The 18671-nt window shown below is 70.2% G+C and carries 18 protein-coding genes; 12 read left to right on the forward strand and 6 right to left on the reverse strand.

The features are described from left to right. The first annotated feature begins 192 nt into the window (after positions 1-192). Both F8566_RS11590 and F8566_RS11595 read left to right on the forward strand, forming a co-directional pair. The gene (locus F8566_RS11590; protein ID WP_151560198.1) at positions 193-2241 is read left to right on the forward strand and encodes an APC family permease; all 2049 of its coding nucleotides are present in this window, start codon (positions 193-195) and stop codon (positions 2239-2241) included. Then, positions 2234-3595, forward strand: coding sequence for a class I SAM-dependent RNA methyltransferase (locus tag F8566_RS11595; RefSeq protein WP_225993072.1), 1362 nt, complete (start codon positions 2234-2236; stop codon positions 3593-3595). Before F8566_RS11590 ends, F8566_RS11595 begins: the two co-directional genes overlap by 8 nt. A 30-nt stretch (positions 3596-3625) precedes the next feature. Here F8566_RS11595 and F8566_RS11600 read toward each other — a convergent pair whose 3' ends face one another. Next, positions 3626-4366: a siderophore-interacting protein gene (locus F8566_RS11600; protein WP_151560200.1), complete on the reverse strand. Its 741-nt coding sequence runs from the start codon at positions 4364-4366 to the stop codon at positions 3626-3628. A 100-nt stretch (positions 4367-4466) separates the two neighbouring features. On the opposite strand from F8566_RS11600, the gene F8566_RS11605 reads away from it, so the two are divergent. Next, positions 4467-5024 (forward strand): TetR-like C-terminal domain-containing protein, encoded by a 558-nt coding sequence (locus tag F8566_RS11605; RefSeq protein ID WP_225993073.1) that lies wholly within the window; start codon positions 4467-4469, stop codon positions 5022-5024. Positions 5025-5027: 3 nt separating this feature from the next. Here the strand turns inward: F8566_RS11605 and F8566_RS11610 are convergent, their stop codons facing one another. Continuing rightward, a complete protein-coding gene (locus F8566_RS11610) occupies positions 5028-5240 on the reverse strand; it encodes a hypothetical protein (protein ID WP_151560202.1) in 213 nt (70 codons plus the stop codon). 92 nt (positions 5241-5332) lie between these two features. Between F8566_RS11610 and F8566_RS11615 the strand changes: the two genes are divergently transcribed. After that, on the forward strand, positions 5333-5941 hold the full coding sequence (locus F8566_RS11615) for a TetR/AcrR family transcriptional regulator (RefSeq protein WP_151560203.1): 609 nt from the start codon (positions 5333-5335) through the stop codon (positions 5939-5941). A gap of 3 nt (positions 5942-5944) precedes the next feature. On the opposite strand, the gene F8566_RS11620 is transcribed toward F8566_RS11615, so the two are convergent. Both F8566_RS11620 and F8566_RS11625 read right to left on the reverse strand, forming a co-directional pair. Beyond that, entirely contained in the window at positions 5945-6703 is a 759-nt protein-coding gene (locus F8566_RS11620; protein ID WP_151560204.1) for a class I SAM-dependent methyltransferase, read from the reverse strand. A 134-nt stretch (positions 6704-6837) separates the two neighbouring features. Further along, positions 6838-7149, reverse strand: a complete 312-nt coding sequence (locus F8566_RS11625; RefSeq protein WP_151560205.1) for a hypothetical protein — start codon at positions 7147-7149, stop codon at positions 6838-6840. Positions 7150-7302: 153 nt separating this feature from the next. Between F8566_RS11625 and F8566_RS11630 the strand changes: the two genes are divergently transcribed. The 3 genes from F8566_RS11630 (at position 7303) to F8566_RS11640 (ending at position 9095) form a co-directional block, all read left to right on the forward strand. Continuing rightward, the gene (locus F8566_RS11630; RefSeq protein WP_151560206.1) at positions 7303-7683 is read left to right on the forward strand and encodes a helix-turn-helix domain-containing protein; all 381 of its coding nucleotides are present in this window, start codon (positions 7303-7305) and stop codon (positions 7681-7683) included. 116 nt (positions 7684-7799) lie between these two features. After that, positions 7800-8078 (forward strand): hypothetical protein, encoded by a 279-nt coding sequence (locus F8566_RS11635; protein WP_151560207.1) that lies wholly within the window; start codon positions 7800-7802, stop codon positions 8076-8078. 90 nt (positions 8079-8168) lie between these two features. Beyond that, positions 8169-9095 (forward strand): LLM class F420-dependent oxidoreductase, encoded by a 927-nt coding sequence (locus F8566_RS11640; RefSeq protein ID WP_151560208.1) that lies wholly within the window; start codon positions 8169-8171, stop codon positions 9093-9095. Between the two features lie 50 nt (positions 9096-9145). Here the strand turns inward: F8566_RS11640 and F8566_RS11645 are convergent, their stop codons facing one another. Further along, positions 9146-10612, reverse strand: coding sequence for an MFS transporter (locus F8566_RS11645; protein ID WP_151560209.1), 1467 nt, complete (start codon positions 10610-10612; stop codon positions 9146-9148). A gap of 125 nt (positions 10613-10737) precedes the next feature. Here F8566_RS11645 and F8566_RS11650 point away from each other — a divergent pair, with 125 nt between their 5' ends. Continuing rightward, the gene (locus tag F8566_RS11650; protein WP_151560210.1) at positions 10738-11496 is read left to right on the forward strand and encodes a TetR/AcrR family transcriptional regulator; all 759 of its coding nucleotides are present in this window, start codon (positions 10738-10740) and stop codon (positions 11494-11496) included. A gap of 19 nt (positions 11497-11515) precedes the next feature. Here the strand turns inward: F8566_RS11650 and F8566_RS11655 are convergent, their stop codons facing one another. Then, positions 11516-12346 (reverse strand): TIGR02452 family protein, encoded by an 831-nt coding sequence (locus F8566_RS11655; protein WP_151560211.1) that lies wholly within the window; start codon positions 12344-12346, stop codon positions 11516-11518. 140 nt (positions 12347-12486) lie between these two features. Between F8566_RS11655 and F8566_RS11660 the strand changes: the two genes are divergently transcribed. The 4 genes from F8566_RS11660 (at position 12487) to F8566_RS11675 (ending at position 18644) form a co-directional block, all read left to right on the forward strand. Continuing rightward, positions 12487-13260, forward strand: a complete 774-nt coding sequence (locus F8566_RS11660; RefSeq protein WP_151560212.1) for a hypothetical protein — start codon at positions 12487-12489, stop codon at positions 13258-13260. A 68-nt stretch (positions 13261-13328) separates the two neighbouring features. Further along, on the forward strand, positions 13329-14471 hold the full coding sequence (locus tag F8566_RS11665; RefSeq protein WP_225993074.1) for a DUF3152 domain-containing protein: 1143 nt from the start codon (positions 13329-13331) through the stop codon (positions 14469-14471). A 112-nt stretch (positions 14472-14583) separates the two neighbouring features. Further along, positions 14584-16077, forward strand: a complete 1494-nt coding sequence (locus tag F8566_RS11670; RefSeq protein WP_151560213.1) for a 3' terminal RNA ribose 2'-O-methyltransferase Hen1 — start codon at positions 14584-14586, stop codon at positions 16075-16077. After that, complete coding sequence (locus F8566_RS11675) at positions 16074-18644, forward strand: polynucleotide kinase-phosphatase (protein WP_404800293.1); 2571 nt, start codon at positions 16074-16076, stop codon at positions 18642-18644. Before F8566_RS11670 ends, F8566_RS11675 begins: the two co-directional genes overlap by 4 nt. The last annotated feature ends 27 nt before the right edge of the window (positions 18645-18671 follow it).

The following is an 18671-nucleotide window of genomic DNA, read 5'->3' on the forward strand; positions in this document are numbered from 1 at the left end:
GGCCAATCCTTCTCTCGACCAAGCCCGAGGATGTCTGCCACAGATCCCTGCCGGGCTGCAAAACTACACATCCGCCCAGGCAAGTACTACCCAAGCGGCAACGAGTCCAGGCCCTGGGAGGTTTCCAGCACGCCCCGCGAGACGGGTGGGTGTGCGGATGAGCCGTCGGCGTGAAGGACTAGAGTCTCGTTCGTGTCGAAGGCTTCCGACCTCGTTAAACGGCTTCTGCTCGGCCGTGCGCTTCGCAGCGCCCAGCAGCACGAGCAGCTCCTCCCCAAGCGGATCGCCCTCCCGGTCTTCGCCAGCGACGCACTGTCGTCGGTCGCGTACGCACCGCAAGAGATCTTGATCACGCTCGGCATCGCCGGGCTGGCCGCCTACCAGTACACGCCGTGGGTCGCGGCCGCCGTCGTGGTGATCCTGCTGACCGTCGTCGCCTCGTACCGGCAGAACGTCCGCGCCTACAAGAGCGGCGGCGGCGACTTCGAGGTCGCCACCGTGAACCTGGGCGGCAACTGGGGCGTGGTCGTCGCCAGCGCCCTGCTGGTCGACTACGTCCTCACCGTGGCCGTGTCGATCTCGTCGGCGGCCGACAACCTGGGCGCCTTCGTGGGCTTCGTGGACGAGCACAAGGTCGCGTCCGCCATCGCGATGGTGACCATCCTGACCGTCCTCAACCTGCGCGGTCTGAAGGAGGCGGGCACCGCCTTCGCGATCCCGACCTATCTCTTCATGTTCGGCATCTTCAGCATGCTGATCTGGGGCTTCACCCGCATGGCCTTCGGCACGGAACTGAAGGCCGAGACCGCCGGCCTGGAGGTGCGCGGCGAGGAGATGGGAGTCGGCGGCATCGCGCTGGCCTTCCTGCTGATGCGCGCGTTCGCCTCCGGGTGCGCGGCGCTGACGGGCGTCGAGGCGATCAGTAACGGCGTGCCCGCGTTCAAGAAGCCCAAGGGGCAGAACGCGGCGACCACGCTGCTCATGCTCGGTGTCATCGCCATGACGATGTTCGGCGGTGTCACCGCCATGGCCTACATCACCGACGCCAAGTTCGGCGATCCCGGGCACGGCAGCAGGTTGATCGACCCGAACACCGGCCAGGACGTCTCGGAGCAGGACCCGGTGGTGGCGCAGGTCGCGCACACGGTGTTCAGCAACTTCACGCCGATGTTCGGCTTCGTGACGCTCATGACCGCCCTGATCCTGGTGCTGGCCGCCAACACCGCGTACAACGGCTTCCCGGTGCTCGGCTCGGTGCTGGCCCAGAACCGCTACCTGCCCCGCCAGCTCCACACGCGCGGCGACCGGCTGGCGTTCAGCAACGGCATCATCATCCTGGCCACGGCGGCAGGGGCGCTGATCTACGCGTACGGGGCGGACGTCTCCAAGCTGATCCAGCTCTACATCGTGGGCGTGTTCGTCTCGTTCACCGTCAGCCAGACCGGCATGGTCCGCCACTGGAACCGTCTGCTCAAGACCGAGATGGACGTGGTCCGGCGGCGCGAGATGCACCGGGCCCGGGCGATCAACGCGTTCGGCCTGTTCATGACCGGCACGGTCCTGATCGTCGTGCTGATCACCAAGTTCACGCACGGCGCGTACATCGTCTGCATCGCGATGCCGATCCTGTTCCTGCTGATGAAGGGCATCCGGCGGCACTACGACCGGGTCGCCGAGGAACTGGTGCCGTCCGGCGAGGACGTGGCGCTGCCCGCCCGCAACCACGGCATCGTCCTCGTCTCCAAGATCCACAAGCCGACGCTGCGGGCGCTGGCGTACGCGCGGGCCACCCGGCCGTCCACCCTGGAGGCGGTCACGGTCGCCGTGGACGCCGAGGAGTCGCAGCGGCTCCAGCACGAGTGGGACGCCCTCGACGTCCCGGTGCCGCTCAAGATCCTCGACTCCCCGTACCGGGAGATCACCCGGCCGGTCCTCGACTACGTCAAGGGCGTGCGCCGCAAGAGCCCGCGCGACGTGGTGACCGTCTTCATCCCCGAGTACGTGGTGGGCCACTGGTGGGAGCACCTGCTGCACAACCAGAGCGCCCTGCGGCTCAAGGGCAGGCTGCTCTTCCAGCCCGGCGTGATGGTCACCAGCGTGGCCTGGCAGCTGCAGTCCTCCGACCGCCTCAAGGGCCGCATGGAGCCGCCCGGCCCCGGCGCGTCCCGCCGCCCTCCGCGCCTGACCCTCGAGGATGAGGAAGCACGCGCTGGTGGCGGTATCGTTTCGGAACGTGACTGATCCCGGATCTGAAGACCGACACCCCGCCGAGTTCCTCGAGCTCGAGGTCGGCAACGTCGCCAATGGCGGCTTCTGCGTGGCCCGCCACGAGGGCCGGGTGGTGTTCGTGCGGCACGCCCTGCCGGGCGAGCGGGTCCGGGCACGGGTCACCGACCGCACCAAGAACTTCCTGCGCGCCGACGCGATCGAGATCATCGAGCCGTCGCAGGACCGGGTGGAGCCGCCCTGCCCGTTCGCCGGCCCCGGCCGTTGCGGCGGCTGCGACTGGCAGCACGCCTCCCTGCCCGCCCAGCGCCGGCTGAAGGCCGCCGTGGTCGCCGAGCAGCTCGAACGCGTCGCCGGGATCACCCGTACCGTCCTGGTCGAGGAGGTGCCGCAGCCGGTCGAGGACGAGGCGTTCGTCCGCGGTCCGGGCCTGGGCTGGCGCACCCGCGTGCAGTTCACGGTGTCCGAGGGGGCCGTCGGCCTCCGCAAGCACCGTTCCCACGACATCGAGCCGGTCGACGAGTGCCTCATCGCCCACCCGGGCGTGGAGCTGATGGGCATCGAGCGGCACCGCTGGCCCGGCGCGTCCTCGGTCGAGGGCATCGTCTCGGCCTCCACCGGCGACCGCCTCGTCGTTCTCCGTGAACGCGGCCGCAAGCGTGCCCGCGTGCCCCGCCTGGAGGTGCCCGTCCGCCTGGTCCGGGGCAAGCCCGAGCCCGGCAAGTCCCTCCCGTACGTCCGCGAAGAGGTCTCGGGCCGGATGTTCCAGGTCAGCGGCAGCGGCTTCTGGCAGGTGCACCCGGGGGCCGCCAGGCTGCTGTACGACGCGGTGCTGGAGGCACTGGAGCCCAAGCCGGGCGAGATCGCGCTCGACCTCTACTGCGGCGTCGGCCTCTTCGCCGCGGGCCTGGCTGAACGGGTGGGCCGGGACGGCCTCGTCGTCGGCGTCGAGTCCGACGCCCAAGCCGTTCGCGACGCCAAGTTCAACCTCCGTGACCTGCCCAACGTCGCCATCGAGCGCGGTCCGGTCGAGGAGATCCTGGGCGACCTGGAGTTCGGCCGCGCCGACGGCTCCGACCGTACGCAGAGCAAGCGCGGCGGCACCGGCCACCAGGGCGGGGCGCGAGTGCGCGGCGCGGACATCGTCGTCCTCGACCCGCCCCGTTCGGGCGCGGGCAAGGAGGTCGTGGACCGCATCGCCAAGCTCGCCGGCCGAAAGATCGCCTACGTCTCCTGCGACCCCGCCACGCTGGCCCGCGACCTGGCCTACTTCAGCGAACGCGGCTGGACCCTGGAGACCCTCCGCGCCTTCGACGCCTTCCCCATGACCCAGCACGTGGAGTGCCTGGCGACGCTCGTCCGCGGCTAGCCGAGGTGCGGCCTCTCGGGGTGCGGCCGGTCAGTGGTGAAGGCCGCGCTTGCCGGGTGTCCAGAACGGCTTGACCCGGATCTGCCTGCGCTCCCACCCGCGGTCGCGTACCAGGTGGTCGCGGATCGCCTGGCAGGTCCGGGCCTCACCCGCGAGGTAGGCCGCGCCGGGCTCGGCGGGCAGATCGAGCCCGGCCACGGCGGTCAGCAACGTCTGCGATGACACCGCCGGGGCGCCGCGCCGGTGGACGCGGCGCAGCTCGTGCGGGCCGGGCACGGGCACCTCGTCTTCGGCCGACTCGCTCTCCAGCACTCCATAGACCCGCGCGTCCGGGCTCAGCAAGCCCAAGATCGGGCCGAACGCGGCTGCTGCGGTCTCCTCGCCGGCGAACAAGTGGTACGGGGCGTCCTCGCGGATAGTGAAGTCGCCCAGTGGACCCCAGAACGTCACCGGATCGCCCGCAGTGGCCTCCCGGACCCAGCGCAGGCCGATGCCGTCGCCCTCGTAGAGATGGGCGCGGATCTCGAACGTGCCCTCGGAGTGGTCCCAGATCGAGTAGGTGCGCAGGGTTTCGCCAGGGCGGACGATCCCGTACAGCGACAGCGGGTCATTGATCTCGATCCTGAAGTGTTGTCCTGGCGTGAATGTCATCGCGCGGAGGGCGTCGGAGGCGATGACGATCCGCTTCATGGTCGGCGTGACCAGTCCGGTGTGCACCACCGTGCCCATGGATTTGTGCTTGCCGAAGACGCGTTCCAGCGGGTTGGGCATGATCCGTCCTCTGTGGGGCAACTTGTTCCATACTTTCGGCACAGGATGCCCCACAGATGACTTTCGGGGCAAGTTGTTCCACAGATGTACACTCGTGCGGGTGACCGATCCCCGTGCGGAGCGCAGCCGCGCCGCCGCCCTGGCCGCCGCGCGCGAGCTGCTGGCCGAGCAGGGCTGGGCGGCGGTGACCCATGTCGCGGTCGCCGGCCGCAGCGGTGTCGGCCGTACGACGCTCTACCGCCACTGGCCCGACTCGTCGGCGCTGCTCCGGGACGCCATCACGTTGGAGATCTCCACGTTCCATCGGCCTCCCACGGGCGTGCTCCGCGACGATCTGATCCGCGAGCTCGACGGGATCCGGGAAATGTTCAGCGACCCGATGACCGACAGGGGGTTGCGCGCGATCTTCGAACGGGCCGCGGTGGACCCGGAGTTCGCGCGGCTGCGAGACGCGCTCTTCCTGCAGGGGTCGAGCGTCATCAGGGCGATCCTCGATGCTGCGAGGGCTCGCGGGGAGCTTCCCTCCGACCTGGACGAGGATCTCGCCGTGGCGCAACTCGGTGGGCCGGTGCTCTTCCGCCAGCTGGCCTCCGACCGGCCTCTCACCGCCGACCAGGTCACGCGCCTGGTCGACGGATTCCTGGCCGCGTACACCTGAGTGCTACTTGCGGGCCTTGGCGCGGTCGTGAGACCAGCCGGCCAGCAGGACGCCGGCGACGGTCGCGGCCACGTGGACGGTCAGGCTCGCCGCGAAGCCACCGGGGAGCCAGCCGAGCAGCCCCGCGTTGTCGTGGTCGACCAGCTGCCGGATCGTGCCCTGCGCACCGACTACGAGCAGCACCATGCCGATGATCCGCAGCACGTCGAACTTCATGGGAGCCCCTTCGTCGTTTAGCAATGCGTTTGCATTGTAATAGGATGGGATCCCTGATGCAATGCGGACGCATTGCATGGCCGGGAGGGTGCATGCCGAAGGTCGTCGATCATGAGGCGCGCCGCCGGCGTCTCGCCGAGGCGGTCTGGGCCCTGACGGTCCGGGACGGACTGGAGGGCGTGACCCTCCGGAAGGTCGCCGCAGAGGCCGGGGTCTCGATGGGCCAGGTGCAGCACTATTACGGCAGCATGGAGAAACTGGTCGGCGACGCCGTCGCCCGCGCTGTCCATGCCCTCAACGCCAAGATCGAGTCGTCCATCCAGGAGGCGGCCGTTCGGGCGGGCGGGACGGCGAGTGCTGAGACCATGCTGCGCTCCTGCCTGCATGCGATGCTCGCGCGCGACGAGGAGAGCCTGCGCCTTCTCCGGCTGTCCGTCGCCGTGCTCGGGAAGGCCGTCTCCGATCCGGCCATGGCAGGCGTCCTGGCGCCAGGCGACGATGAGCTTCTCTCGTTCACCGCCGGTCTCATCAACGATGCCCGCGCCGAGCGCGGCACGCCCGCCCGGGGCGACGCCCGGCTCGACGCCGACATCTGCTGGAGCCTGGCCGTCAGCCTCGGTGTCGACATCGCGATCGGCCACCGGGCCCGGGACGAGGCCGGACGGCTCCTGGACTACCACCTGGAGAACGTCCTGGGCTGAGGGTCAGGCGGTGACGCGGATCTTCGACTGCTTGTGGTCGTTGGCCTCCCAGTCCTCCATGAACGTGGCGTCGAGCTTGTGCTTGGCGGCCAGGGTGACCAGCGTCTCCGTCCGGTAGTAGAAGTCCTCACGCAGCACCTGGTGCTCCTTGCCCTCGGTGCGGTTGAACGTGAAGTCGAAGAACCCGCCCGGCGCCAGCACCCGTCCGATGTTGGCGAAGCACTCGTCGATGACGTCCAGCGGCGAATGGGAGAAGACGCTGTGCGCGTGCACGACGTTGAAATGCGCCGCGGGCAGGAACTCCAGCTGCAGATCGCGCACGGGCGTCAGATGCGGCAGCTTGTCCTGGAGGTCATAACGGACGAGCGTGTCCTCGGCTGCGAAGAGGATGTCAGGGGAGATGTCGATCCCGTAGTAGTTCCCGGCATCCAGGTGGTCGATGAACAGCCGCCCCGCACGCAGGTTGCCGCACCCGATCTCCAGCATCCGGTCGCCCGGCTTGAGCCCGTGCTTGACCAGGTAGTCGAACTGCAGCTCGCCCAGTGCCAGCCAGCGCTTCTCCGACGGCGTCCCGACCGCGCCGAACGGCGTGCGGGAGGCGTCCGAACGCATGACGGCGCGGTAATAACCCACGTGGTCACGCGTCTTCATCCTCAGCCACGCGTCCCGCGCGAGGCGACGTGCGTACGGCGGGACCCTCCGGGGATTCCGTGCCGCATACCGGACCTTGTGCGTGAGGCTCGCACGATTCTTTGAGGCCATCGCCCCAGTGAAGACCCACCGCCCCCGCCAGGCAAGGCTCAAACATTAAAGGTCGTTCAGAACGCCCCGTCGATCAAGAAACCGCAGATCAAGATCGTAAAACGCCGCCCGCCTTGTCGGGACAGGGCCGGGTTTCAGCGGCCCAGGAACGCGATGAGGATGCCCACCGCGACGGAGGCCATGGTCGCGATGAGGGAGAGGAGTGCGAGGGTGTGCCGGAATCGGTTGTCGAGGTGTGCGCGGGTCACCTGCTCGCGTTCGGCGGCGCTGAGCCGGGCCTCCAGCTCCTCGATGAGCCTGGCATGGTCGTCGGCCCGGCGTTCGTGAAGCTCGTTCCGCTGGTACAGCAGCGCGATCTGGCCCTCCTGGTTGGCCAGCCGGACGTCGATGCCGCGGCGGAGTTCTGCGATGGCGAGCTCGACGGTGAACGCTCCGTCCTCGGTCACGGGGACCACTTTCCTTTCGGGGTGCCTCCTCCACAATAGGTACCTATCAGTAATCCTTCAAGGCACAACCGGTAAGATTTGGAAAATTCAAGGAAGGTAATATTCGACCTCTCGTTACTGGATGTTCCTTAATGTTTCCGTCATGCTGGTCGCATGGCTGGAGAGCTGGACAGGGAGCGGATCGCCAAGTACGTGGTGGCGCGTCGTGGATCGCTCGGCCTGACCCAGGAGCAGCTGGCCGAGCGTGCCGGGGTCACGGTCAAGACGATCTACAACCTGGAGGCGGGGGAGCGGTGGCCGCAGGCCCGGACGCGCAGCGCCATCGAAAGCGCGCTCGAGTGGCGGTCCGGAGATCTCGTGCGCATCGGTGAGGGCTTGGAGCCGGCGCGGCAGGAAGCCGACATGACGGTGGTGCTGCGAGAGTTGGAGGAGCTCAACGCCTACTTCGCCGACCTGCAGGCCGACTCGGGGGACAAGCGGCGGATGGCGCTGGCCTTCCTGCGCGCCCTCTATGGCGAGCCCGACGGACGCTGAACCGTTCTCGAAGTCTGAAAGATTTCCGACTCTGACTGGTTGTTGCGCCCACTGACTAGCGGGCACACTGGTTGTGCTCATCCAGGTCAAGAGTGCTCGCGAAGGAGGGGCCGCAGATGCGCGCACCACGACGCGCGGCCTGTCTCTTGCTCGGGTTCGTGGCGGCCGCCGTCGTCGCGTACGCCGGTCGTACCGGGTCCCTCGCGATCGCCATCGACGCGGCCCTGACCCTCGCCGTCGTCGCGTTCGGCCTCGGAGCCGTGCGCGTGTCCCGGGAGATCCGCGAGCAGCAGCGCCGCATCATGCGTCAGCTCGACATCCAGACCCGGGTCGTCCACAACGCCGCCCGCCTCGCCGCCGAATGCCGGGACGAGCCGACCGAGCGGGGCACTTGACCGAGATCAGTGTCACTGCTTCCGCGCGGAAGGGCGTTTGATCGGGCCCCGTCGTCACGCCGTGCGGGCGCGCGTACGAGGATGGGGCCCATGCGTCTTCGGATCTTCACTGAGCCCCAGCAGGGGGCTAGCTACGAGACATTGCTGTCGGTGGCCAAGGCCACGGAGGACCTGGGGTTCGACGCCTTCTTCAGGTCCGACCACTACCTCAAGATGGGCGACGTGTCCGGCGACCCCGGGCCGACGGACGCCTGGATCACGCTGGCCGCGCTGGCCCGCGAGACCAGCCGCATCCGGCTCGGCACGCTGATGACGGCGGCCACGTTCCGGCTGCCGGGCCCGCTGGCCATCGCGGTCGCGCAGGTCGACCGGATGAGCGCCGGCCGCGTCGACTTCGGGGTCGGCACCGGATGGTTCGAGGAGGAGCACACCGCGTACGGCATCCCGTTCCCGAGCCTGAACGAGCGGTTCGAGCGGCTTGAGGAGCAACTGGAGATCATCACCGGGCTCTGGCGGACGCCGCGTGAGGCGACGTACGACTTCGAGGGCAAGTACTACCGGGTGGCCGATTCGCCCGCGCTGCCCAAGCCCGCGCAGGACGGCGGCCCGCCGGTGGTCATCGGAGGCTTCGGTGCCAAGCGCACGCCGCGGCTGGCCGCCCGGTACGCCGACGAGTACAACCTGCCGTTCCACAAGCTCGGTGACACGGAGCTGGCGTTCGAGCGGGTCCGGAAGGCCTGCGAGGAGGCCGGCCGCACCAAGCCCATGGTCTACTCCGCCGCGCAGGTGGTCTGCTGCGGCCGCGACGAGGCGGAGCTCAAGCGCCGCGCCGACGCCATCGGCCGCGACCTGACGGAGCTGCGCGAGAACGGACTGGCCGGCACGCCCGCCGAGCTGGTCGACAAGATCGGCAAGTTCGGTGAGCTCGGTGCCGAGTGCCTCTATCTCCAGGTGCTCGACCTGCACGATCTCAACCACCTGGAGTTGCTGGCCTTCGAGGTCCTCAACCGCCTCTGAACGGCGAGTCCCGCACCCGGGACCTTCCGGGTGCGGGGCTCGTACGGGCCCTAGTGCGTGGGCTCCTGGTCGGGGCGGGGGTGCTTCGGCAGCAGGAACGTGACGGCGAAGCTCAGCGCGAGCATGCCGGCCACGACCCAGAGCGTCACGTTCATGGCGTGCTCGAACGTCGCGCCGGACGCCGCGAGGTGGTCGCCGAGCAGGTTGAAGAAGAGCGTGCCGAGCACCGCGGCGCCGAGGGCGCTGCCGAGCTGCTGGACGGAGGTCAGCGTGCCTCCGGCGGCGCCGGTCTCGTGCGGCTCGACGCCGGCGAGGACGGTGTCGAAGAACGGGGCCATCAGCAGGCCCATGCCGATCCCGGTGACGACGAGCGCGGGGGCGAGCTGCCATGGAGTGACGCCCACCCCGGCGGCGTGCAGGGTCGCGGCGATGCCGAGGACGCCGCCGGTCATGATGACCGTGCCGCCGTGGATGACCTTCCGGCCGAAGCGGGCCACCGCCTGGGCGAGACCGAACCCGACGATCATGCCTGCGGACCACGGGATCTGCGCCATGCCCGCCTTGAACGGCGAGTAGCCCAGGCCCAGCTGTGTGTAGAGCCCGAACACCAGGGCGAAGCCGGTCATGCCGGAGAAGAACACGATCCCGACGGCCAGGCCGCCGCTGAAGCCGCGCTTGCGGAACAGGCTCGGCATCACCAGGGGGTCGCCCCCGGCGCGCTGCTTGCGAAGCTCGTACCAGATGAAGACGGCGAACACCGCGGCCGAGCCGGCCATCATGGCGAACGTCCAGGCGGGCCAGCCGAGCTCACGGCCCTGCACGAGCGGGTAGACGAGCAACCCGGCGCCGGTCGCGGCCAGCGCTGCGCCGACCAGGTCGAGCCGGCTGGCGTGCCGGGCCTTCGACTCGGGCAGGAACTTCAGCCCGGCCAGCAGCGCGGCGATGCCCACCGGCAGGTTGATCAGGAAGATCATGCGCCAGCCGGTGCCGAAGAGGTCGGCGTCGATCAGCCAGCCGGCCAGCACCGGGCCGCCCACCGACGACAGGCCCATGACCGGTCCGAACGCGCCGAACGCCGCGCCCATCTCCTTCGGCGGGAACATCTCCTTGATCATGCCGAGGCCCTGCGGCAACATCACGGCGCCGAACAGGCCCTGCAACACCCGGGAGCCGACCAGCATCTCGGGTGACACCGCCAGGCCGCACAGCAGCGACCCGGCCGTGAAGCCCGCGGCGCCGATCAGGAACATGCGCTTGCGCCCGTACAGGTCGCCGAGCCGGCCGCCGGTGATGAGGCCGACCGCCATGGCCAGCGTGTAACCGGCGGCGAGCCACTGGATCATGCCCGCCGACCCGCCGATGTCGGCGCGGATCGTCGGGGCGGCGATCGTGGTGATCAGCGCGTCCACCAGATCGAGGATCTCGCCGGCCAGGATCACGAAGAGGGCGACCCAGCGCCAGCGGTAGGGCGCGTGTGCGGGCCCCGCTTCGGGGCCCGCGTCGAGGGTGGTGGCCATCGGTGCACTCCAAGGTAGAACGTCGTTCGTCCTTACGAACACTGTTCTATGAAGGAACGGTGTTCGTGTCAAGTACGATGTTCGTGACGAGGACGCAGTCGAGGAGAAGCCGGAGGCCGGTACGCATGGCAACGGTCGATCAGGGCCAGGACGCGGAGATCCCCGCGCCACCGTGGCGCAAGCGTCGCCGCAGCACACCGGCGAAGGCCAAGCAGCCGCTCAGCCAGGATCTGATCGTCGACACCGCCCTCCGGATCCTCGACGCGGAGGGGCTCGACGCGGTGAGCATGCGCCGGGTCGCCCAGGAGCTCGACACCGGGCCCGCCTCGCTCTACGCGCACGTGTCGAACAAGGAGGAGCTCCTGGAGCTCCTGCTCGACCGGGTGTCAGGTGAGATGCGCCTGCCCGAGCCGGACCCCGAGCGCTGGCGCGAGCAGATCAAGGAGGTCGCCCACGAGATCCACCGGGTGCTGAGCGCGCACGCCGACATCGCCCGGGTGCCGCTCGGCATGATCCCGACCGGTCCCAACGCGCTGCGCATCAACGAGCGGGTGATGACCATCATGCTGGCGGGCGGGGTCCCGCCGCGGATCGCGGCCTGGGCGGTCGACCGCTTCTACCTCTACATCAACTCCGACGCCTACGAGGGCTCGATCCATGTGACCAAGCAGCGGGCCAGCGGTCTGGAGCCCGCGGAGTACATCGCGAGATTCCTCGGCCAGGTCCGCGAGTACTTCACCAGCCTGCCCGCCGACCGTTTCCCGGTGACCGTGCGGCACGCGCCCGAGCTCATGTCCGGCGACGGCGGCGAGCGGTTCGAGTTCGGACTGGAGCTGATGATCCGCGGGCTGGAGTCGTACGTGGAGGGCTCCAAGGAGGCTTAGTGGAGGGCTCCAGGGAGGCCTAGCCGAAGACGCGGTCGAACGCGGCGTGGCGCGGGGCGCCCGCGGCGGTGTCCCAGACGGCGAAGACGACGTGCTCGAACCGCCCGGCGAACTCGCCGGTGCCGGCGCGCAGCGGCTCGGCGAAGGCCTCGGCGACCTCGGCGGGGTCGTTGCGGAAGACCCCACAGCCCCACGCGCCCAGGACCAGCCGCCGGTGCCCGTGCTGGACGGCCACCGCGAGCACCTTGCGCGCTCGCAGGCGCAGGACCTCGGGGATGCGGGCGGCCTGGCGTTCGTCGCGGATCGCTCCGCGATTGGGTGCCGGCGAAGTCAGGAAGGCCACGTCGTACGGCTCGTCCAGCAACCGGCCCGCGTCGTCACGGAACACCGGGACGGCGGGGGAGTAGATCATGTGGTCGCTGTAGAGCAGGTCGCGCTGCGCGCGGTGGAAGTCATAGAACTCGCGGGCCGCACGCAGCGACGCGTACAGCGCCGACGATCGGGCCAGGCCCTCCTCCTGGGCGTGCGCACCGTTCAGGAACCCGCCGCCCGGGTTCTTCGCGGAGGCGAAGTTGAGCGCCAGCGGCACCGAGCCCGGTGCGCAGAGCCGCCGCGCGGCCGCCAGCGTCGTCTCGCCGGTGACCTCGACACGGGTCTCCAGGCCCGGTGACTCCGGGAGCCCCGCCAGCAGGGCGTCCAGCTCGTCCGGCCGGTGCAGGACGGTGCCGCGAACGGTCGCTTCCACGGCGCGGGCGATGGTGACCGTGCCGCCGGAGGGCGCCACGTAGTCGCCGCGGTCGAGGATGCTCACGGTCTCTTGGGCGGTCTGCCGCCTGGGGTGTCTGCTCATCTCACGCAGAGTCTCCCGTCCGGGCGCGGCACGTGACAACGCGATATCGCCACCAGTCCGATATGCCGGATATTGCTGCACGGGTGGGGCCGGTGGTGTAGGAGTGGTGTCTTTGCTCCCCCGAAAGAAGATCAAGAGAAATGCCTGAATACTCATCCCTACGCCGCGTTCAGTACCTGGGCCTCGCCGTCGTCCTCGCCGTGTCGTCGCTCGGGGCCGGCGCCTGCAAGCCGGGGAAGAAGAAGAGAAAGTCCAAGTCCGGCGGGGTCACGACCTCGCAGACGTCGCCCGCGCCCACGTCGCCGGGGACCGCTCCGGTCCAGGACAACGGACTGGCGAACAAGCCGCCGAAGGTCATCCTCACCCAGGTCGCCACGGCTCTGCGCGGTGCCACCTCTCTGCACGCCAAGGGCACCATGAAGGACGGGCGTGACAGGATCGCCTTCGACATGACGTTCACCAAGCAGGGCGCCGCCAAGGGCAAGGTCCGCGGACCGATCCTGCGCAAGAACGTGACCGTCGAGGTCATCCTCGTCAACGGCAAGGCCTACCTTCGCGGCCGCCAGCTCTGGCTGGCCGCCGGCGGGCAGGCCGCGGCCCGGCGGATGGGCTCCAAGTGGATGGTCGTGCCCGGCAGGCAGAACCCGGGCGGCGGCAACCTCAGCATGGCCGGGTTCGCGAAGTCCCTCAGGCCGAGCGGCCGGGTGGTCAAGCTGCCGCCGGCGATGCTCCGCGGGCAGCGGGTGATCCGGCTGATGGACATGGCCGACCGCTCGGTGCTCTTCGTCGCCACCACCGGTAAGCCCTACCCGATGCGCATCGCGGAGAAGGGCGGGAGGCAGTTCATGGACTTCGACAACTTCGACGCGCCCGTCACGATCACCAGGCCACTGAACGTGGTGACTCGCCCTTAACAGAAGATTTACGGCATCCGGCGGCGGGCGCATGTTGCGAAATGATCAAATGGGCGCGTCTTTCTGGCATGCTTTCCAGCGATATGCAGCCCCCACGTTCCCGCCAGGGCCGGCGCCGGCGCCGGCCCGACCCCCCACGGCGGCACCCCGCGCCCCCGCCGGCGGCGTTCGACTCGTACGAGCAGGGTTCGTACGAGCACGACCCCCACGGCGCCGGCCACCCCGGTGCCGGCCACCCCGGTGCCGGCCACCCCGGTGCCGGTCAGCCCGGCGCCGGTCAGGGCCGCGGCCCGTACCCGCCCGGTACGAACGCGTCCGATCTGTACGGACCCGATCCGTACGGTGACCCGCCCCGCCGCCCGGATCCCTACCAGGGGTCCAGCGGGATGGGGCAGGACCTCGACCGGGCGTTCGTCGGCGCGTCGCGCAGCCGCCGGTTGTTCCGCGCCATGGTGGTGATCGTCGTCGGGCTGATCCTGCTGGCCGGGATCGGCGCGCTCGGTTTCCTCTTCTTCAGCCCGCCCGGCAAGGGCGGCGATGCCGTGCCGCGCAACGACCCCGGGCCGAAGAACAGCCCCCAGGCACACGTCGACGCGGCCCCGGGCACCCCGCCCGTCGTCACGCCGCGGCGACCGCTCTTCATCCCGGCCCGCGGCACCGGACGCTTCATCCGCCCGTCGGCGGGCACAAGCCGCGTGTACGGGCGCGGCAAGGTGCTGCGCTACATGGTCGAGGTGGAGGGCGGCATCCGCCAGCAGCCCCTGGCCTTCGCGCGGAGCGTGGAGAAGATCCTGGCCGACCCGCGCGGCTGGACGGCCGGGGGCCGCTGGGGTTTCAAGCGCGTGGACTCCGGCACGTACGACTTCGTGGTGCGGCTGGCCTCGCCTGGAACGGTCGACAAACTGTGCGGAGCGTACGGCCTGGAGACCAACGGGCAGGTCAACTGCAGCGGCGGCAAACAGGTCGTGGTCAATCTCCGGCGCTGGCTTCTGCTCACCACGTACTACAGGCAGCAGCCGGACCACTATCACGCGCTCGTCATCAACCACGAGGTCGGCCACAGGCTGGGCTACAACCACATGACCTGCCCCAAGAAGGGCCGTCTCGCGCCCGTCATGCAGCAGCAGATCTTCGGTCTGAAGGGTTGCCGGGCCAACGGCTGGCCGTACGACCAGCGCGGCCGTTTCGTCACCGGCCCCGCAGTCCCCTAGGACGGTCTCCAGGCTGTCTCTACGACGTCTGCCAGGACGTTCTCGAACGGCTCCGGGCCGTTCCAGCGGAAATGCGTTGGGGGGCGGCGGCCCGGTCCGCCATCCTTGAGACGTGCTTCTGACGATCACGACAACGCTGTCCCCTGCGACGGACCTGGGCTTCCTGCTGCACAAGCACCCCGACCGGGTCCAGTCGTTCGACCAGGCCTTCGGCACCGCGCACGTCTTCTACCCGGACGCCGGCGCGGACCGCTGCACGGTCGCGCTGCTCCTCGACGTCGACCCGGTCAAGCTGGTGCGCACGCGCAGCAAGGGAACACCCGACTTCTCCCTCGGCCAGTACGTGAACGACCGGCCCTACGCGGCGTCGTCGCTGCTGGCGTCGGCGATGGCCAACGTCTTCCGCACCGCGATGCGCGGCCGCTGCGACCTGCGCCCCGAGCTCGCGGGGACGGCGCTCCCCTTGGAGATCACACTGCCCGCGCTGCCCTGCCGGGGCGGCCCCCAGCGCGCCGAACGCTACTTCGCGCCGCTCGGCTGGCAGGTCACCGCGACCCGCGTGCCGCTCGACCCGGAGTTCGAGGCCTGGGGCGACTCACGCTACGTCTCGCTGACGCTGACGGGTGAGCTCACGCTCTCCGACGCCCTCAACCAGCTGTACGTGCTGCTGCCGGTGCTGGACGACGCCAAGCACTACTGGATCGCGCCCGACGAGGTCGACAAGCTGATCCGCGCCGGCGAGGGCTGGCTGGCCGCGCATCCGGACCGGGCCGACATCACCCGCCGCTACCTGGCCAACCGGCGCGGGCTCGTCCGCACCGCGCTCGGCCGGCTCGCCGACGCCGACGACGCGCCCGAGGACGCACTCGACCGTGACCCGATCGAGGAGGAGCCGCCCGCGGTCGACCCCACGGCGGCCGAGCCGGGCACCGCGCCGGAGGCGGAGTCCGCGGCCGCCGCGCCGCCGGTGCCGCTCGCCGAACGGCGCATCCAGGCCGTGCTGGAGACGCTGCACGCGCAGCAGGCGCCGCGCGTCATCGATTTGGGCTGCGGCTCGGGCAAGCTGGTCGCGCGGCTCAAGCAGGACGCCTACTTCCAGCGGATCGCGGGCGTGGACGTGTCCGATCGTGCTCTCCAGGGCGCCCGCCGCCGCGGGCAGCCCGACGACTCCTTCGAGGGTGCCCGCCGCCGCGGCCGGCCCGATGACGCCTCGCCTGACCGGCCGTCGCGGGTGGAGGTGTTCCAGGGCGCCCTGACGTACTCCGACGAACGTTTCCGCGGCTACGACGCGGCCGTGCTGATGGAGGTCATCGAGCACATCGACCCGCCGCGGCTGCCCGCCGTGGAACGGGTGGTCTTCGGCGACGCCAAGCCGCGCGTGGTGGTCGTCACCACGCCCAACTCCGAGTACAACGTGCGGTACGAGGGTCTGGCACCGGGGGCCATGCGCCACCCCGACCACCGCTTCGAATGGACCCGCGCCGAGTTTCGCCGCTGGGCCGAGCGCGTCGCCGCCGAGCACGGCTACCAGGTCCGCTACGTGCCCGTGGGCGACGACGACCCTGAGGTCGGCGCCCCCACCCAGCTGGGAGTGTTCACCCGATGACCGAGATGACGGACACCCGGATCCGGGTGCCTGAGATGGGGCTTGTCGTTCTCGTCGGCGTGTCCGGCTCCGGCAAGTCGCACTTCGCCCGTAAGCACTTCAAGCCGAGCCAGGTGGTGTCCTCGGACTACTGCCGGTTCGTGGTGGCCGACGACGAGAACGACCAGAGCGCGACCGGCGACGCGTTCGACCTGCTGCACTACATCGTCCGCAAACGGCTGCGGCGCGGTCTGCTGACCGTCGTGGACGCCACGAACGTGCAGCAGAAGGCTCGCCAGTCGCTGCTCCAGATCGCCAAGGACCACGACGTGCTGTCCGTGGCGATCGTCCTGGACGTGCCCGAGCACGTCGCCGCCGAACGCAACGCCGCTCGCCCCGAGCGCGACCTGCCCGACCATGTGATCCCGCGGCAGCGTCGCGAGCTGCGGCGCGGCCTGCGGTCGCTGGGCCGCGAGTTCAAGCGGTCGTACGTGCTGTCCGGCGTGGACGAGATCGACGCCGCGACGATCACGTACGAGAAGGCGTGGACGGACAAGCGCGAGATCACCGGGCCGTTCGACATCATCGGTGACGTCCACGGCTGCCGCGCCGAGCTGGAGGAGCTGCTCGGCGAGCTCGGCTACGAGATCGAGCGCGACGCGCTCGGCCGAGCCGCGGGGGCGAACCACCCCGGCGGCCGCACCGCCGTCTTCGTCGGCGACCTGGTCGACCGCGGGCCGGACACGCCGGGGGTCCTGCGCCTGGTCATGGGCATGGTCGAGGCGGGCCAGGCGCTGTGCGTCTCCGGCAACCACGAGAACAAGCTCGTCAAGGCCCTGCGCGGCCGGAAGGTGCGCGTCGCGCACGGCCTGGCCGAGTCGCTCGACCAGCTGGCCGCCGAGCCGGACGACTTCCGCGACCGGGCCCTGCGGTTCATGGACGGCCTCATCAGCCACTACGTCCTGGACGAGGGACGCCTGGTGGTCGCGCACGCGGGGCTGAAGGAGGACTACCACGGGCGTGCCTCGGGACGCGTCCGCTCGTTCGCCCTCTACGGCGACACGACCGGGGAGACCGACGAGTACGGGCTGCCGGTGCGTTATCCGTGGGCCAACGACTACCGCGGCAAGGCGATGGTCGTGTACGGGCACACGCCCGTTCCCGAGCCGGAGTGGATCAACAACACGATCTGCCTGGACACCGGCGTGGTGTTCGGCGGGAAGCTGACCGCCCTCCGCTATCCGGAGCGCGAGCTGGCCGCCGTGCCCGCCAAGCAGGTCTGGTACGAGCCGACGCGGCCGCTCGTGCCCACCCCGGCGATGAGGGCGGGCGGGCACCGCGAGTCCGACGTTCTGAAGATCGAGGATGTGCTGGGGAACGAGGGTGTCGAGACGACCCTGATGGGACGGGTCTCGGTCCGCCACGAGAACGCGCTCGCGGCGCTGGAGGTGATGAGCCGGTTCGCGGTGGACCCGCGCTGGCTGGTCTACCTGCCGCCGACCATGGCGCCGCCCGCGACCTCGCCCCTGCCCGGCCACCTGGAGCACCCGGCCGAGGCGTTCGCCGCGTACCGCGAGCAGGGCCTGGACCGCGTGATCTGCGAGGAGAAGCACATGGGGTCGCGGGCCGTCGTGGTCGTGACGCGCGACGCCGAGGTCGCGGCCGCCCGCTTCGGGGTGACCGACGGCACCACCGGTGCGATCTTCACCCGTACGGGCCGTGCGTTCTTCCGCGACCCCGCCCGGACCGCCGAGGTCCTCGACCGTGTCCGGACGGCCATCACCGGCGCCGGGCTCTGGGACGAGCTGGAGACGGGCTGGCTCGTGTTGGACTGCGAGCTGCTGCCGTGGTCGGCCAAGGCCATGGACCTGATCCGGACCCAGTACGCGGCGACGGGCGCGGCGGCCCGCGCCGCGCTGCCGATGGCGTCCGGCGCGCTCGCCCGCGCCGCCGCCCGCGGCCTGGACGTCGGCGGCCTTCGGGAGCGCATCGACCGGAGGGCCGCGAACGCGACGCTGTTCCGCGACGCGTACGCCCGGTACTGCTGGCAGGTGGACGGACTGACCGGGCTGAAGCTCGCGCCGTTCCAGGTGCTGGCGGGAGAACGGCGCACGTGGGCCACGTTCCGCGAGCACGACTGGCACATGGACATCGCCGCGCGGCTCGTCAAGGCCGACCAGTCCGGGCTGCTCACCGGCACCGGCTCCATGGTGGTCGACCTGGGCTCGGAGGCGTCGGTGGCCGCCGCCACCGGATGGTGGACGGAGCAGACGGAGGCCGGGGGAGAGGGCATGGTGGTCAAACCACTGGGCCCGCTCCCCGAGGACCGGAAGGTGCAGCCCGGCATCAAGTGCCGCGGCCGCGAGTATCTGCGCATCATCTACGGACCGGACTACGCCGAGCCGGAGAACCTCGACCGGCTCCGCAACCGGTCGCTGGGCCGCAAGCGCTCGCTTGCGATGCGCGAGTACGCGCTCGGCCTGGCGGCGCTCGACCGTCTCACGGCGGGCGAGCCGCTGTGGCGCGTCCACCAGGCGGTCTTCGCCGTCCTCGCACTCGAATCCGAGCCCGTGGACCCGCGCCTGTAGATCGGCGTATGAAGAACGGCCTGGTGG

This window comes from Actinomadura rudentiformis (genome assembly GCF_008923185.1).
In the GTDB taxonomy this organism is placed as follows: domain Bacteria; phylum Actinomycetota; class Actinomycetes; order Streptosporangiales; family Streptosporangiaceae; genus Spirillospora; species Spirillospora rudentiformis.